Here is a 14,468-nt window from a genome sequence, read left to right on the forward strand (position 1 = left end):
GGCTTTTGGTCCGATTTCGGCCGTGGTTCCGCATGCCCTGAAGACCTGTATGCCCGACAACCCTGCTTGCCCGACAACCCTGGGGAGAGCGATGCGCCCGATATCGCGCACGGCCTTGGTGGCGGCGTCCGCCGCCGTCCTCGCCGTCACCGCGGCCGTCCCGTCCGTGGCCGAGCCACGCGCGGCCGCGTCGGACACGAGTCCGCCGGTGGGGAGCGCCCCACGGAACGAGGGGAGCTCCGTCGTCACCCTCGTCACCGGGGACCGCATCCTCGTGACGACCGACGGCAAGGACCGCGCGGGCGCCACCGCACTGCCCGCCGCCGACGGCACGGTGCCGCTCATCCAGACCCGGCAGTCCGGCAAGGACCTGTACGTCTACCCCGAGGGCGCCGTCCACGCGATCGCCGGGGGCACGGTCGACGAGGAGCTCTTCAACGTCACCGGGCTCGTCCGCCAGGGCTACGACGACGCGCACGCCAAGAAGCTTCCGCTGATCGCCGTGTACGACAAGTCCGTCGACGTCGCGCGCACGGTGCCCGCCACTCCGCGCGGCGCCGAGCGCGGACTCGTACTCGAACCCGTCGACGGTGTCGCGCTGAAGGCCGACAAGAAGAAGGCCGCCGACTTCTGGGCCGATGTCACGTCGACGAAGTCCCGTGCCGCGTCGTCCCACCTGAAGAAGCTCTGGCTCGACACCAAGGTCGAGGCCACCCTCGATCAGTCGACGAAGCAGGTGCACGCCCCCGAGGCCTGGGCCGCGGGCTACGACGGCAAGGGCACCAAGGTCGCCGTCCTCGACACCGGCGCCGACGCCGGACACCCCGACCTCAAGGGCCGCATCGGCGCGACGAAGAACTTCACCGACTCGCCGGACAACGAGGACCGCCAGGGGCACGGCACGCACACCACCTCCACGGTCGGCGGCACCGGCGCGGCGAGCGACGGCAAGAAGAAGGGCGTGGCGCCCGGCACCGAACTGCTGCACGGCAAGGTCCTCAACGACAGCGGCTCCGGCGCCACGTCGTGGATCATCGCGGGCATGCAGTGGGCCGTCGACGAGAAGGCCGACGTCGTCTCCATGAGCCTGGGCAACCCGGCGCGCACCGACTGCACGGACCCGATGAGCACGGCGACCGAGGAACTCGCGCAGTCCGCCGGGAACACCCTGTTCGTCCTCGCCGCCGGCAACACGGGACCCGGCCTCAACTCCGTGTCCTCGCCCGGCTGCGCGCCCAGCGTCCTGACCGTCGGCGCCGTCGACCGCGACGACTCGACGGCCTCCTTCTCCAGCCGGGGGCCCGCGTACGGCTCGCACACCCTCAAACCGGAGATCGCCGCGCCCGGCGTCGAGATCTCCGCCGCCGCTGCGGGCGGCAGGGGCATCTACGCGTACCAGTCCATGAGCGGTACGTCGATGGCGACCCCGCACGTCGCGGGCGCCGCAGCCCTGGTCAAGCAGCGCCACCCGGACTGGACCGCCCGGCAGATCAAGTCGGCCCTCGTCTCGTCGGCGGACAGCGGCATCCCCGGTGACGTCACCGAGACCGGCGGCGGACGGCTCGACGTGAAGGCGGCCGTCGACCAGAAGGTGCTCGGCTCACCGGCCGTGCAGGGCGGCAGCTTCGGCTGGCCTCAGGACAACTCGGACCGCACCACGGTCCACGTCCCGTACACCAACACCACCGACAAGACGGTGCAGTTGAAACTGTCCGTGCAGGGCGTCACCGGCAACGACGGCTCGGCCGTGCGCTCGGGCATCGCCAAGCTCGGCCGGAGCTCCGTGAAGGTCGCCGCCGGTGCCACGGTCAAGGTCCCGCTGAAGCTGGACCCGCACGCCGGCCTCAAGCGCGCCCAGTACGGCGACGTGACCGGCCGCGTCCTGGCGAAGGCCGACGGGGGCGTCGCGGTCTCCACGCCCTTCTCCCTCTACGTACAGCCCGAGACCGTAAGCCTCCGCGTGAAGCTCGTCGGCCGGGACGGAAAGCCCGCCACGGGACCCTCGTCCGTCGACCTCATCGGCACCGACGACGCCAGCGGTGAGCGGCGCTTCAACGAAGGCGCGAACGACCAGACGTACCAAGTACGCCCCGGCGCCTACTTCCTGACCGGGTTCATCGCGACCCCGGACGCGGACGGCGGCACGCTGACCGACTCCCTCACGCACATGGCCCGGCCGCAGGTCGAGGTCAAGAAGGACATGACCGTCACGCTCGACGCCCGCAAGGCACACCGCCTCGCCGTCAGGACGGACAAGGAGTCCGAGGTGCGCGGCGCCTCCCTCGGCTTCGCCCGCACCTGGGGCACCGACAACTGGCTGCACGCGGGCACCGCTTCGGGCCCGCGCTCCATCCGCGGCTTCTACCAGTCAGTCGAGGGCAAGGCCACCGACGGCACCTTCGAGTCCGGCAGCTACTGGCGCGCCGCGGCGCCCCTGCTCTCCGAGCTCTCCGTAGTGGGCGGCAAGCCGCTGCACGCCGTGACCGCCTCCACCGGCTCGGCCAACCTCGACGGCACGGGCAGTGCCGCTCTCGTGGACGCAGAGTCCGGTACGCCCGATGAGTTGGAGGCCGCCGGGGTCAAGGGCAGGATCGCCCTGGTCAAGGTCCCGGACAGCGGCTCCGCCACCGCCGTGGCGTCGGCCGCGAAGGCCGCGGGCGCGATCGCGGTCGTCGCCCACCGCGCGGCACCCGGCCGCTGGTACCCCTCGGCCGGCCTGAGCGGCTCCCCGCTGCCGGTCCTCGGCATCGAGACGGCCGAGGCAACCTCCCTCCTCGCACAACTGGAGGACGGCAAAGTCGAGTTGAAGTGGCAGGCGACGGCGAAGAGCCCCTACGTCTACAACCTCGCCTTCCCCGGGACCGGCCAGATCCGCGACGACCGCACCTACCGGGTGCGGGACAAGGACCTCGCCGCGAACGAGGCGACGTACCGCGCGATGGGCACGGCAACGGACTACGTGGACCTGCCGTCCGCCGTCCGCCCCTCGGGCCTTGAGGTGTACTTCGCCGACATCGAGTCGGTCCCGGCCCCCGGCAAGCGCACCGAGTACTACTCGGCGGGCACCACCGGCTGGGGCCACCAGGTGTCCAGCAGCTTCCCGTTCGGCGAGTTCATGATCGACCCGGTGCGGACGTACGAGAAGGGGGAGCGGCGCAGCGAGAAGTGGTACGAGGGAGTGCTGGCCCCCGCCGCGCCGCGGGACGCCGCGGGCAAGCTCGCTCTCGCCGGGGAGCGGCAGGGCAATCTGATCGGCGTCGCGCCCGGATTCTGGGGCGACGGTGAACACGCGGGCATCCAGGGCGGCTTCGGCGACATCGGCAATGTCCAGCTGAAGCGGAACGGCGAGGTCGTCGGCGAGTCCGGCTGGCCGTCCGGCGTGTTCTCGGTGCCCGCGGAAGACTCCGCGTACGAACTCACCCTGAACACGCGGAAGATCGGCTCGAAGGTCTGGCACCGGTCCACGGACACGCAGACCACGTGGGCGTTCCGCTCGCACCTCGACGAGGAGGAGTACTCGCAGGGGATCCCGATGCTGTTCCCGCGCTACGAGCTGCCGGAGGACGGCATGAAGACCCTGGCGGCGAAGGACGGCCAGCGGATCGGACTGACGGCGACGGGACACGCCGGCTACGAGCCCGGCACGATCAAGTCGGCGGCCCTGGCCTACTCGTACGACGAGGGCAAGACCTGGACCGAAGCGAAGACGGCCGCCGCCAAGGGGAAGTGGACCGCCACCGTGCATCACTCGGGCGCCTCGGGGAAGCAGGTCTGGCTCAGGACCGAACTGACGGATACGAACGGAAGTTCCGTCACTCAGACAGTGGCTCGCGCCTACGACGTGCGATAAACACACAGACGCCGCCGGGCGGTCCTCCCGTGGGGGGTGGGCCCGCCCGGCGGTCCTCATCACCCTTCCGGTGGCCGTAATTTCCGGATGAACCGTTTTCGTACGGCCTCTGCGGTGGACAATAGGGGCATGAGCCAGCAGGGGGAGAGGCACGACGGGGCCTCCGGCCAGGAGGACGACTGGTGGGGTCAGCTGTACGACGACTCCGCTCATGACACGGGGCCGGCCGAGGCGGCCGACAGCCTCGACGACAGGTTCGCCTCGGCGGTCTCCGCGGCGGCCGGCGAGGACGTGGCCGATGCTTCCCCCGCGGGCGAGGGCGCGGAAGGAACCCTCCCGCGTCCGGGCCGCTTACCCGACCCGGAGCCGCCGCCCCCGGATCTCCGGGACCGGCGGGGCGCGCCGGACGCCACCCGGGACCTCGGCCCGCGGACGCCGGATCCCGCGGCCACGGGGGAGCCGCCCGTCCGCGACACCGGCGCCGCGCGGGGCGGGCCGTTCACGCAGGGTGAGCCATTGGGCCAGGCCGAAGCGCCGCCGCCTTCGTACGACCCCCCGCCTCCGTACAACCCTTCGCCTCCGTACGAGCCCCCTCCCGCCGCCCGCGTCCGTCCGGGCGTCGCCCCCTGGGAGGCGTCCGCCGCGCCCACAGGGCCGGTCACTTTCCCGGCGGGGCCGCCGTCGAAGCCGCCCGGCGATCCGAGCCGCACGACCGCGGTCCCCGCGCCCCGCGTGCCCGAGGCATCCGCGGTTCCGGACCCGCAGGCACCTGCCCCGGCGGACCCGCAGGCACCCGCCCCGGTCGAACGGGAGCCGTCCGCGACGGCGGCACCCGTGGACGCCGTTCCGTACGTGGGCGACGGCCCGCCCACCTACGACGCCGAGCCCACCGTCCTGCCCGTCGCCGACCCCGACGACCTCGGCGATCTGGTCGCCGACACCGTGCTCGACGGCGCCCGCTACGGAACCTCCACCCTGCGAGCCGTCTCCGTGCGCGGGGACTCCGCGCGCTACCGCGGCGAACCGCGGCGCGACTCGCTGCTCACCGCGCGGTTCGGGGCGGGGGAGAGCGCCCTCGTCCTGGTCGCCATGGCCACCGGCGCGCGGGCCACGCCGGGAGCCCATCGCGCCGCCGCCGAGGCCTGCGCCTGGATCGGGCGGGCCGTGGGCCGCAGCCATCAGCGGCTTTCCGAGGACATCCGGGCCGCCCGGCGCGGCGACCTCAAGAGCGGCCTGCACCGGCTCACCGACCGCAGCCTCGGCAAACTCCGCGCGCACGCCGCCGACCTGGGCATCGAGCCCGAGGAGTACGCGGCGTCCCTGCGCTGCCTGCTCCTGCCCGCCGACCCCGAGTGCCGTACCCGCGTCTTCTTCGGCGTCGGGAGCGGCGGGCTCTTCCGGCTGCGGGACGGCGCATGGCAGGACATCGAGCCGCACGTCAGCGACACCGCGGGGGACGCGGGGCCGCCCGTCGTGGGGTTCGGGTCCGTGCCGCCCCAGACCCCTGACGGGGATCGGCTCACCATGGACATGGGGATCATCACGCCCCCGAGTCCGTACGAGCCCGCTCCCGAGCCCCCGCCCCGCGAACCCTTCCGCTTCCGCGCCTCCGTAGCCCGCCCGGGTGATGCCCTGCTGCTCTGCAGCGGCGGCCTCGCCGAGCCCCTGAGCGGCGAGCCCGAGCTCGCCGCGCACCTCACGCAGCGGTGGTCCAAGAGCGGCCCGCCGGGCCTCGCGGCCTTCCTCGCGGACATCCAGGTCAGGGTCAAGGGATACGCGGACGACCGAACGGCAGCCGCCGTTTGGGAGGCGTGAGCGCCCTCTCTGTGAATTCATGGACCCCAAGAGAGTCACAAGGGAGTCAAGGGGACTGAAGGGTTCGGGTAGCCATGGCCAAGCAGAACGTCGCCGAGCAGTTCGTCGACATCCTCGTCCGCGCCGGCGTGCGCCGCATGTACGGAGTCGTGGGCGACAGCCTCAACCCGGTCGTGGACGCGATCAGGCGCACCAAGGGCATCGAATGGGTGCAGGTCAGGCACGAGGAGACCGCCGCCTTCGCGGCCGGTGCCGAGGCCCAGATCACCGGGAATCTCGCCGTCTGCGCCGGCTCCTGCGGCCCGGGCAACCTCCACCTGATCAACGGCCTCTACGACGCCCACCGCTCCATGGCGCCCGTCCTCGCGCTCGCCTCGCACATCCCGTCGAGCGAGATCGGACTCTCCTTCTTCCAGGAGACCCACCCCGACCGGCTCTTCCAGGAGTGCAGTCACTACAGCGAGATGATCTCCAGCCCGAAGCAGATGCCACGGCTGCTCCAGAGCGCCATCCAGCACGCGATCGGGCAGTCCGGCGTCAGCGTCGTCACCCTGCCCGGAGACATCGCCGACGAGCCGGCACCGGAGAAGGCCGTCGAGACCGCCCTCGTCACCTCGCGCCCCTCCGTACGCCCGGGCGACGCGGAGATCGACAAGCTCGCCGCGATGATCGACGAGGCCGACCGGGTCACTCTCTTCTGCGGCAGTGGCACGGCGGGCGCGCACGCCGAGGTCATGGAGTTCGCCGAGAAGATCAAGTCTCCGGTGGGCCACGCCCTGCGGGGCAAGGAATGGATCCAGTACGACAACCCGTACGACGTCGGCATGAGCGGCCTGCTCGGCTACGGCGCCGCCTACGAGGCCACCCACGAGTGCGACCTGCTCATCCTGCTCGGCACCGACTTCCCGTACAACGCCTTCCTGCCCGACGACGTCAAGATCGCCCAGGTCGACGTGCGCCCCGAGCGCCTCGGCCGCCGCTCCAAGCTGGACCTCGCCGTCTGGGGCGACGTACGCGAAACCCTGCGCTGTCTCACCCCGCGCGTCACGCCCAAGACCAGCCGCAAGTTCCTCGACAAGATGCTCAAGAAGCACGCGGACGCGCTCGAAGGCGTCATCAAGGCCTATACGCGCAAGGTCGAGAAGCACATCCCGATCCACCCCGAATACGTGGCGTCCGTGGTGGACGAACTGGCCTCCGACGACGCGGTGTTCACCGTCGACACGGGCATGAACAACGTCTGGGCGGCCCGCTATCTCACCCCGAACGGCAAACGCCGCATCATCGGCTCCTTCAGCCACGGCTCGATGGCCAACGCCCTGCCGCAGGCGATCGGCGCCCAGTTCACCGACCGCAAGCGCCAGGTGATCTCCATGTCGGGCGACGGCGGATTCTCCATGCTGATGGGCGACTTCCTCACCCTCGTCCAGCACGACCTGCCGGTGAAGGTCGTCCTGTTCAACAACTCGGCTCTCGGCATGGTCGAGTTGGAGATGCTGGTGGCCGGGCTCCCTTCGTTCGGCACGGCCAACCACAACCCCGACTTCGCCGCGGTGGCCCGCGCCGCGGGCGCCTACGGAGTGCGCGTCGAGAAGCCCAAGCAGCTCCAAGGCGCCCTGAAGGACGCCTTCGCGCACAAGGGCCCCGCCCTCGTCGACATCGTCACGGACCCGAACGCCCTCTCCATCCCGCCCAAGATCAGCTCCGAGATGGTGACCGGCTTCGCGCTCTCCGCCAGCAAGATCGTCCTGGACGGCGGGGTCGGCCGCATGGTCCAGATGGCACGCTCCAACCTGCGGAACGTGCCACGCCCCTGACGGGCCACCGACCGACTCAGGCCGGACGCAGCCTGAGCGTCAGGATCTGGAACGGACGCAGTGCGAGCACGAGGCCATCGCCGTCGGTGTGTGCCGCTTCGAGCGGACGCTCCAGGAGGTCGGTCACCTCGGCCGTGCTCACCGCGAACGACGTGGTGAGCACGGCCGCCGCGCGCCCGCCCCGCGACTCGTAGAGCCGCACCACCACATCGCCGCTGCCGTCGTCCGCGAGCTTCACCGACTCCACGGTCACCGCCGGATTGTCGACGCTCACCAGGGACGGCAGCACGGGCGCGTCGGCCACCCGCAGCGGCAGGTTGAGGGCGAGCCCCTCCGCGACCGCGTCACCCGTGGTCGCACCGGGCAGCAGCGCGTACGTGAACCGGTGCACGCCCAGGTCCGTCTCCGGGTCGGGGCTGTGCGGCGCGCGAAGCAGCGTGAGGCGCACGGTGGTGCCGAGCCCGTCGCCGTGCGGCGCGCGCGTCACGTCATGGCCGTACGTCGAGTCGTTGAGCACCGCCACGCCGTACGCCTCCTCGGCGACCCGCAGCCACCGGTGCGCGCAGATCTCGAAACGGGCCGCGTCCCAGCCGGTGTTGGCGTGCGTGGAGCGGTGCACGTGCCCGAACTGGATCTCGGCGGCCGACCGTTCGGCGTGCACGTCCAGCGGGAAGGCCGCCTTGAGCACCTTCTCCGACTCGCGCCAGTCGACCTCCGTGACGACGTCGATACGGCGGCTGCCCGCCGCGAGGCGGATCTCCTGGGTGATCCGCGAGTTCCCGAAGGCCCGCACCACACGGACGGCGACACGCAGCGGCCCGTCCTCGACGAGCTCCACGGACTCGGCGTCCGTGAGGTCGGTGTGCGTGTTGCGGTAGTGCTTGTCGAGGTCCCACGCGTCGTAGTGCGTGGGGTGGTCGGGATGCAGCTGGAGGAGGTTGCCGCGCGAACCGGGGGAGAGGACCTCGCGGTGTCCGTCGATGTCGTGCACGGAGGTCAGGAGCCCGTCCGCGTCGATGGCGACGCGCAAGTGCTCGTTCAGGAGCTGGATCTCGCCGTCGGCGAGCAGAGCGGTCGCCCCGGTCTCGCGCGTGTACGAGGCGGCCTCTTCGAGCCCCTTGCTGCCCAGGGCCGGGACGTTGACGTGCACCAGGGTGCCGTCGTCGGCCGTGACGACCTCACTGCGCGCGTACGGCGACGCGTTGAACGCGGCGGGCCCTCCCGGGCCGAGCGAGCGGACCGCCGCCGCGGTGATCTCGTCGAGCTCGGCGAGCACGCGCGCGTACGTGTCGCGCGCCTCGCGGTGCACCCAGGCGATGGACGAGCCCGGCAGGATGTCGTGGAACTGGTGCAGGAGCACGGTCTTCCAGAGCCGGTCGAGGGGCCCGTAGGGGTAGACGTACGCGGGGTCGCGCACGGCGGCTGCCGTGCACCACAACTCGGCCTCGCGCAGGGCGTGTTCGGTGCGTCGGTTGCCGCGCTTGGTGGCCGCCTGCGAGGTGTACGTGGCGCGGTGCAGCTCCAGATAGAGCTCGCCCGACCAGACGGGCGCCTGCGTCCCGTACTCCTCCTCGGCGTCGGCGAAGAACTTCGACGGCTTGACGATCTCGACCCGCGGCGAACCCTCCAGGGACCGCAGTCGCCGTGCCTTCTCCAGCATTTCCCGGGTCGGACCACCGCCGCCGTCGCCCCAGCCGAACGGGACAAGAGAGTGGGAAGCGCGGCCCTTCTCGGTGAAGTTCTTCTCGGCGTGAGCGAGTTCGGCACCGTGGAACTGGGAGTTGTAGGTGTCCACCGGGGGGAAGTGCGTAAAGACCCGGGTGCCGTCGATGCCCTCCCACCAGAAGGTGTGGTGCGGCATCTTGTTGGACTGGTTCCAGCTCAGTTTCTGGGTGAGGAACCAGCGGACGCCCGCGAGCTTCGCCAGCTGCGGGAACGCCGCCGTGTAGCCGAAGGAGTCCGGCAGCCAGATCTCCTCCGTCTCGACCCCCAGCTCCTCGCGGAAGAACCGCATCCCGTGCGTGATCTGCCGGGCAAGGGCCTCGCCGCCCGGCATGTTGGCGTCCGACTCGACCCACATCGAACCCACCGGCGACCAGTTGCCGTCCGCGACGGCCTTCTTGATGCGCTCCCAGATGTGCGGCTGGTGCTCCTTGACCCAGGCGTACTGCTGGGCCTGCGAACAGGCGAAGACCAGCTCGGGATAGTCCTTTGCGAGAGCCGTCACATTGGCAAAGGTGCGCGACGCCTTGCGCACCGTCTCGCGCAGCGGCCACAGCCAGGCCGAGTCGATGTGGGCGTGCCCGGTGGCCGAGATTCGGTGTGCGCTGGCGTGTGCGGGGCTCGCGAGGACCTCAGCGAGCTCGGCGCGGGCCGCCGCCGCCGTGCCCGACACGTCGTGCAGATCGAGGGCGTCGAGCGCTCGCTCCAGGGCACGCAGAATTTCGTGGCGCCGCGGACGGGCGGCGTCCAGTTCGTACATGAGCTCGGAAAGGACCTCGATGTCCAGCGTCAACTGCCAAACGTCCTCGTCCAGTACGGCGACGTCGGCAGACGCGAATCGGTAGATGGGGCCATCACCCGCGGTCAGTACGTCGCCCAGGGGTGTCGGTTCGAAGTCATGCAGAACGGTTGGGTTGGCCGCCGCTTCCAGGAGTAGGTGCACCTGCTCGCCCCCCTGCGCGGCAGCTGCCACGGGAATGTGCCGATTGCGGGGGTGAATGCCCTTGATGGGTACGCCCGACGCGTCGTACACCAGACCCTCCGCCTGGAAGCCCGGCCCCTCACCGGTGAAGCCGGGGTCGACGACCACCTCGACGTGGCGCCCGCGCCAGGCGTCGGGCACCTGACCGCGCAGCCGGAACCAACTGGTTGACCAGGGTTTTCCCCAGGCGGTGCCGGTCTCGAAGTCCTCGTACGAGGCGGCCAGGGCATCGGCGACGGGGACGGGCTCGCCCGGCGCGTGCCAGACGGAGAGGGCGAGCGGCACGCGGTCCGCGTACTGGGCGGGGCGGATGAACTGCCGCAGGGCGCGCTCCAGGCGTCCCTCCACCAGCAGTCGGTCGTCGTGCACGGCGGCTCCTCGGGGTGCTCGGGCGGGCCCGGTGTGGCGCGGGAGGGCCCGGTCGGGATCAAGCAGAAACGGTCCACCGGCTTCACTTCCCCGACTGGCCAGGGCGCACCCACTCCAATGGTTGAGAAATGGACATGAGTGCCGCCAACCGAGTGGGGCATGCATTCCGTGAACGTGTTCGAGCAGGGAGGAAATGACTCGTTTGTGGGCGGGGAACATGACAAGGCAAGTAAGAGGAGGCGGTCCCATTCATCTCGGGGCCTCTTCGCCGAAAGCAATGGACGAGCCGACCGACAACAAGCCGGCAGAGCTCCATCGGGCTCAGCTCCGGCGCAGATTGGGGCGATCCGACCTGCGGGCGGTCCCGGAAGTCAGGGGAGCGCTGCGTGAACTTCTCCGGTCCTGGGGGCGGCCCGGAAAATCCGAGATAGCCGAGTTGCTGACCAGCGAACTGGTCACGAACGCACTGGTGCACACCGATCGTGACGCCATCCTGACGGCGACTGTGCGGCCGGGCAGGCTGCGGGTCGAGGTCAGGGATTTCGTCGGGCGCCGCCCGAAGCTGAGCGCGGCGAACGCCGACGACAGCACGCACGGCCGGGGCCTGGTGCTCGTGCAGTCCCTCTCCGACGCATGGGGCGTGCGGGCACATGGCGTCGGGAAGGTGGTGTGGTTCGAACTGGACGGCGGCCCGGCCTGAACCGGACCGCCGACCGACTCCCGTCCCGCGCTGCTGACATCAGCCGAACTGCTGCTCCAGATCCTTGAGCTTCCGCTCCAGGGAGTCCAGCCGTGGCAGCGCCTGGGTGTCGTCCTCGGCGGTGAGGTCGACGGTGACGGGTTCAGAACCGTTCTTCACGGCCTGGAGGGAGGGACGGGAACGCAGGGGAAGCTGCTCCTGCGTTGCTATGGAAGGGTCCGCGGTGACCTGCGCGGACCCCGCGGCCGACGTGACGGCCGGCAGGTCGACCTGACGCCCTCCGCCGCGCCCGAGCAGGCCGCGCTGGCCCCTGCTGATCGCCTTGAGCTGCGCACGCTCCAGCTTCTCCCGGTCCCGCCTGGTGGTCCGGGTGCGCTGCTTCTCGCGCCGGTCCTCGCGGACCTCCTCGACCGCCTCGTCCAGGCTGCGTACGCCTTCCAGGAGCATCAGCGACCAGGCGCCGAAGGTCTCCCGCGGCGCGCGCAGCCACCGCACGATCCGGATCTGCGGCAACGGCCTGGGCACCAGGCCCTGTTCGCGCAGCGCCGCACGTCGGGTCTGCTTCAGCGCGCGGTCGAAGAGCACCGCGGCCGAGAGCGACATCCCGGAGAAGAACTGCGGGGCGCCCGCGTGGCCCAGGCCCCTGGGCGCGTGCACCCAGTTGAACCAGGCGGCGGCACCCGCGAACGTCCACACCAGGAGCCGCGACCCGAGGGCCGCGTCACCGTGACTCGCCTCGCGCACGGCGAGCACGGAGCAGAACATCGCCGCGCCGTCGAGCCCGAACGGGACGAGGTACTCCCAGCCGTCGGTGAGGTTGAGATTCTGCCGGCCGAAGCCGACCAGGCCGTGGAACGAGAGCGCGGCGGCCACCGCCGCACAGCAGAACAGCAGAACGTACGAGGCCGATCCGTAGATGGCTTCCTTGCGCCTTCGGCGTTCCTCGCTGCGTTCCCAGGAGTCGTCGCCGGCGGCACTTGCGGCCGCCTTCTGGCCGGCGCGCTTGCCGCGTGCGAGTACTGCCACCGCCACCAGCATGCCCAGGAGCAGGACGCAGCCCGGAAGCAGCCAGTCCAGCGATATGTCGGTCAGTCTCATCTGGGGTCCCTTGCGTCGCGGTAGGGCGTTCGGGCGCCATAGTGACCCAATCCCGATGGCCCTCAGAGGGGTTTCGGGGCAAGAGAACGCGTAGGGGGGTGCAAAGGGGTGCGGCGCGCGCCGTTTTCCTCGAACTCAGCCCACGGAGTTGGGAGTTGAGTTCGATTAAACGAACACGAAAGGGTGGTTCAAGGAGGAGGGGTTGCGGTTTTGGTCCGGTGCGAGGGCCGGGTCAGGCCGCAGCGGCGGCGCTCAGGCGCTCGATTCGGTCCGCGTCGCAGGTGCGCGGGCACGTCACGCAGGTGTCCTCGGGACGCAGCGTGTAGAACATGCAGCAGCTCGCGCGATCCCGCGTCGGCAGCGATTCGCCGTTCGGTCCCGTCAGCTCACGGAACCCCGCCGTGCCCACGTACGGCTTGGTGGCGCCGGGCAGCAGCCGCTCCAGGTCGGCCGTGGCGCGCTCCTCTTCGCCGAGGAGGTGCGCGATGTACCAGAGCCCCTCCACGATCTCGTCCGTGGCCAGGCTCCACAGGGCGCGCGAGCGGCGCCGCATCCGAGGCCCGAAGGCGTCGAGGAGCGGTCCCAGGTGCTCGGCGACCGCGTCCCGGACCTCCGCGCGCAGCGCCTCCTCGTCCGCTACGACGTGTGCGCCCGGAAGAGTGGCGGCCGGGTCGTCGGGCAGGCAGGCGAAGCCCGTGCTGCGGACGGCCAGGCGGCCGAGGGTGCGCTCGTAGGAGACGTTCTGCACGGGGAAACGGGGGACCCTGCGGAGCAGGAACCACGGCACGGTGATGAGCAGGGTGGCGGGCCAGGCATAGCGGTGCAGGGCGAAGCTGGCGATGACGTCCGGTCGCCCCGCCTGTCCGTAGTCCCTCTGTACCTGCGCCTCGTCCCACGCGAGAAAAGCGTCGAGATCGGCCCCGCCCTCCGCGAGCCGGGAGGCGGTGACCCAGCCGCCGCCCTGTGGGGCCTGCTCGTCGTCGCCGAGCTCGCTCACACGCAGTCCGGGAAACACCTCGGCGAGGCGGGCGTAGGCGTCCGCGAGGGCGCTCGGGGCGCGCTTGGCCAGGGTGGGGACGGACATGAGGGAACCACCGAATCACGATCGATTACAGGTAAGCCTAACCTTACCCGGAATGATCGAGGTTTCAACTGCGGGGCTGTCCGCCTATGGTGCCTCTCGTACCTTTCGGACCGAGCGGACTTTGGGGTGGACCTCGTGGAGCAGGCCAGAGCGCATGACGCGTACCGCCTCGCCGTCCGTGTGCCGGAGCAGCCGCGGGGCTCGCAGGCTCCTGCTCCGGGCCCGGCTCCGGCTCGGGGTGAGCACACGCATGCGGAGGCGGTCCTGCCCGCGCCCCGCAAGGCCGTGCAGCGGAATTCGGTCCGCGGGCAGATCCTGGACGCCCTGCGGGCCGCGCTCGTCGGGGGCGAGCTCGCGCCGGGCGAGGTGTACTCGGCGCCCGCGCTCGGCGAGCGGTTCGGGGTCTCGGCGACTCCCGTGCGTGAGGCGATGCAGCAGCTGGCGACCGAGGGGGCCGTGGAGGTCGTGCCCAACCGCGGCTTCCGGGTCACCGAGCGGAGCGCTCGTGAGCTGGGGGAGCTGGCGGAGGTGCGGGCGCTGATCGAGGTGCCGGTGATGTTGCGCCTTGCCCGTACGGTGCCGGTGGCGCGGTGGTGTGAGCTTCGTCCTCTTGCGGAGGCGAGTGCGGTGGCTGCGGCGGGTGGGGATCTTGCCCGGTATGCGGAGGCCGACCGTGCCTTTCACGGGGCGGTACTCGCCCTTTCGGGGAACCAGCAGCTGGTGCAGGTCGCGGACGATCTCCACCGCCGGTCGCAGTGGCCCCTCGTGAGCGGCCCCGTCCATGGCCGCCGGGCGGACCTCGTCGCTGACGCGGCGGAGCATATGGCTCTGCTGGAGGCGTTGGCGGCACAGGACCTGGCGGTCGTCCAGACGTTGGTGCGGGAGCACTTCGCCGGGTCCGGGGGCTGAGGTCCGGGCGTTCCCTGCGGGGCTCTCCCCAATCCCGCCCCTTCCCGAAACCATGGGGCTCCGCCCCCTGGACCCCCGAAAAGATGGCCTCAAACGCCGGCCGGGCTGGATCTATCCAGCCC

At 71.0% G+C, this 14,468-nt stretch carries 8 protein-coding genes; 5 read left to right on the forward strand and 3 right to left on the reverse strand.

What is annotated here, in order from left to right; all coding sequences use genetic code 11:
• Positions 1 to 91 precede the first annotated feature (91 nt).
• From ACWFR3_RS38450 to ACWFR3_RS38460, 3 genes are all read left to right on the forward strand, one after another.
• Positions 92 to 3,850 (forward strand): S8 family serine peptidase, encoded by a 3,759-nt coding sequence (locus ACWFR3_RS38450; protein ID WP_453739342.1) that lies wholly within the window; start codon positions 92 to 94, stop codon positions 3,848 to 3,850.
• Positions 3,851 to 3,979: 129 nt separating this feature from the next.
• Positions 3,980 to 5,665 (forward strand): protein phosphatase 2C domain-containing protein, encoded by a 1,686-nt coding sequence (locus tag ACWFR3_RS38455; protein ID WP_453739343.1) that lies wholly within the window; start codon positions 3,980 to 3,982, stop codon positions 5,663 to 5,665.
• Between the two features lie 74 nt (positions 5,666 to 5,739).
• The gene (locus ACWFR3_RS38460) at positions 5,740 to 7,482 is read left to right on the forward strand and encodes a pyruvate dehydrogenase (RefSeq protein ID WP_453739344.1); all 1,743 of its coding nucleotides are present in this window, start codon (positions 5,740 to 5,742) and stop codon (positions 7,480 to 7,482) included.
• A gap of 16 nt (positions 7,483 to 7,498) precedes the next feature.
• Here the strand turns inward: ACWFR3_RS38460 and ACWFR3_RS38465 are convergent, their stop codons facing one another.
• Positions 7,499 to 10,555: an alpha-mannosidase gene (locus tag ACWFR3_RS38465; RefSeq protein WP_453739345.1), complete on the reverse strand. Its 3,057-nt coding sequence runs from the start codon at positions 10,553 to 10,555 to the stop codon at positions 7,499 to 7,501.
• Between the two features lie 277 nt (positions 10,556 to 10,832).
• Between ACWFR3_RS38465 and ACWFR3_RS38470 the strand changes: the two genes are divergently transcribed.
• Positions 10,833 to 11,255 (forward strand): ATP-binding protein, encoded by a 423-nt coding sequence (locus ACWFR3_RS38470; protein WP_453739346.1) that lies wholly within the window; start codon positions 10,833 to 10,835, stop codon positions 11,253 to 11,255.
• Between the two features lie 39 nt (positions 11,256 to 11,294).
• Here the strand turns inward: ACWFR3_RS38470 and ACWFR3_RS38475 are convergent, their stop codons facing one another.
• On the reverse strand, positions 11,295 to 12,353 hold the full coding sequence (locus ACWFR3_RS38475) for a DUF2637 domain-containing protein (RefSeq protein ID WP_453739347.1): 1,059 nt from the start codon (positions 12,351 to 12,353) through the stop codon (positions 11,295 to 11,297).
• Between the two features lie 232 nt (positions 12,354 to 12,585).
• Complete coding sequence (locus tag ACWFR3_RS38480; protein ID WP_453739348.1) at positions 12,586 to 13,437, reverse strand: (2Fe-2S)-binding protein; 852 nt, start codon at positions 13,435 to 13,437, stop codon at positions 12,586 to 12,588.
• Between the two features lie 135 nt (positions 13,438 to 13,572).
• On the opposite strand from ACWFR3_RS38480, the gene ACWFR3_RS38485 reads away from it, so the two are divergent.
• On the forward strand, positions 13,573 to 14,346 hold the full coding sequence (locus tag ACWFR3_RS38485; protein WP_453739349.1) for a GntR family transcriptional regulator: 774 nt from the start codon (positions 13,573 to 13,575) through the stop codon (positions 14,344 to 14,346).
• The last annotated feature ends 122 nt before the right edge of the window (positions 14,347 to 14,468 follow it).

The sequence above is a fragment of the Streptomyces sp. NPDC055189 genome (genome assembly GCF_053606765.1).

Coding starts and splice junctions, on each gene's coding strand:
- ACWFR3_RS38480 (WP_453739348.1), bottom strand. CDS start 13,437: ATGTCCGTCCCCACCCTGGCCAAGCGCGCCCCGAGCGCCCTCGCGGAC.
- ACWFR3_RS38470 (WP_453739346.1), top strand. CDS start 10,833: ATGGACGAGCCGACCGACAACAAGCCGGCAGAGCTCCATCGGGCTCAG.
- ACWFR3_RS38460 (WP_453739344.1), top strand. CDS start 5,740: ATGGCCAAGCAGAACGTCGCCGAGCAGTTCGTCGACATCCTCGTCCGC.
- ACWFR3_RS38450 (WP_453739342.1), top strand. CDS start 92: ATGCGCCCGATATCGCGCACGGCCTTGGTGGCGGCGTCCGCCGCCGTC.
- ACWFR3_RS38455 (WP_453739343.1), top strand. CDS start 3,980: ATGAGCCAGCAGGGGGAGAGGCACGACGGGGCCTCCGGCCAGGAGGAC.
- ACWFR3_RS38475 (WP_453739347.1), bottom strand. CDS start 12,353: ATGAGACTGACCGACATATCGCTGGACTGGCTGCTTCCGGGCTGCGTC.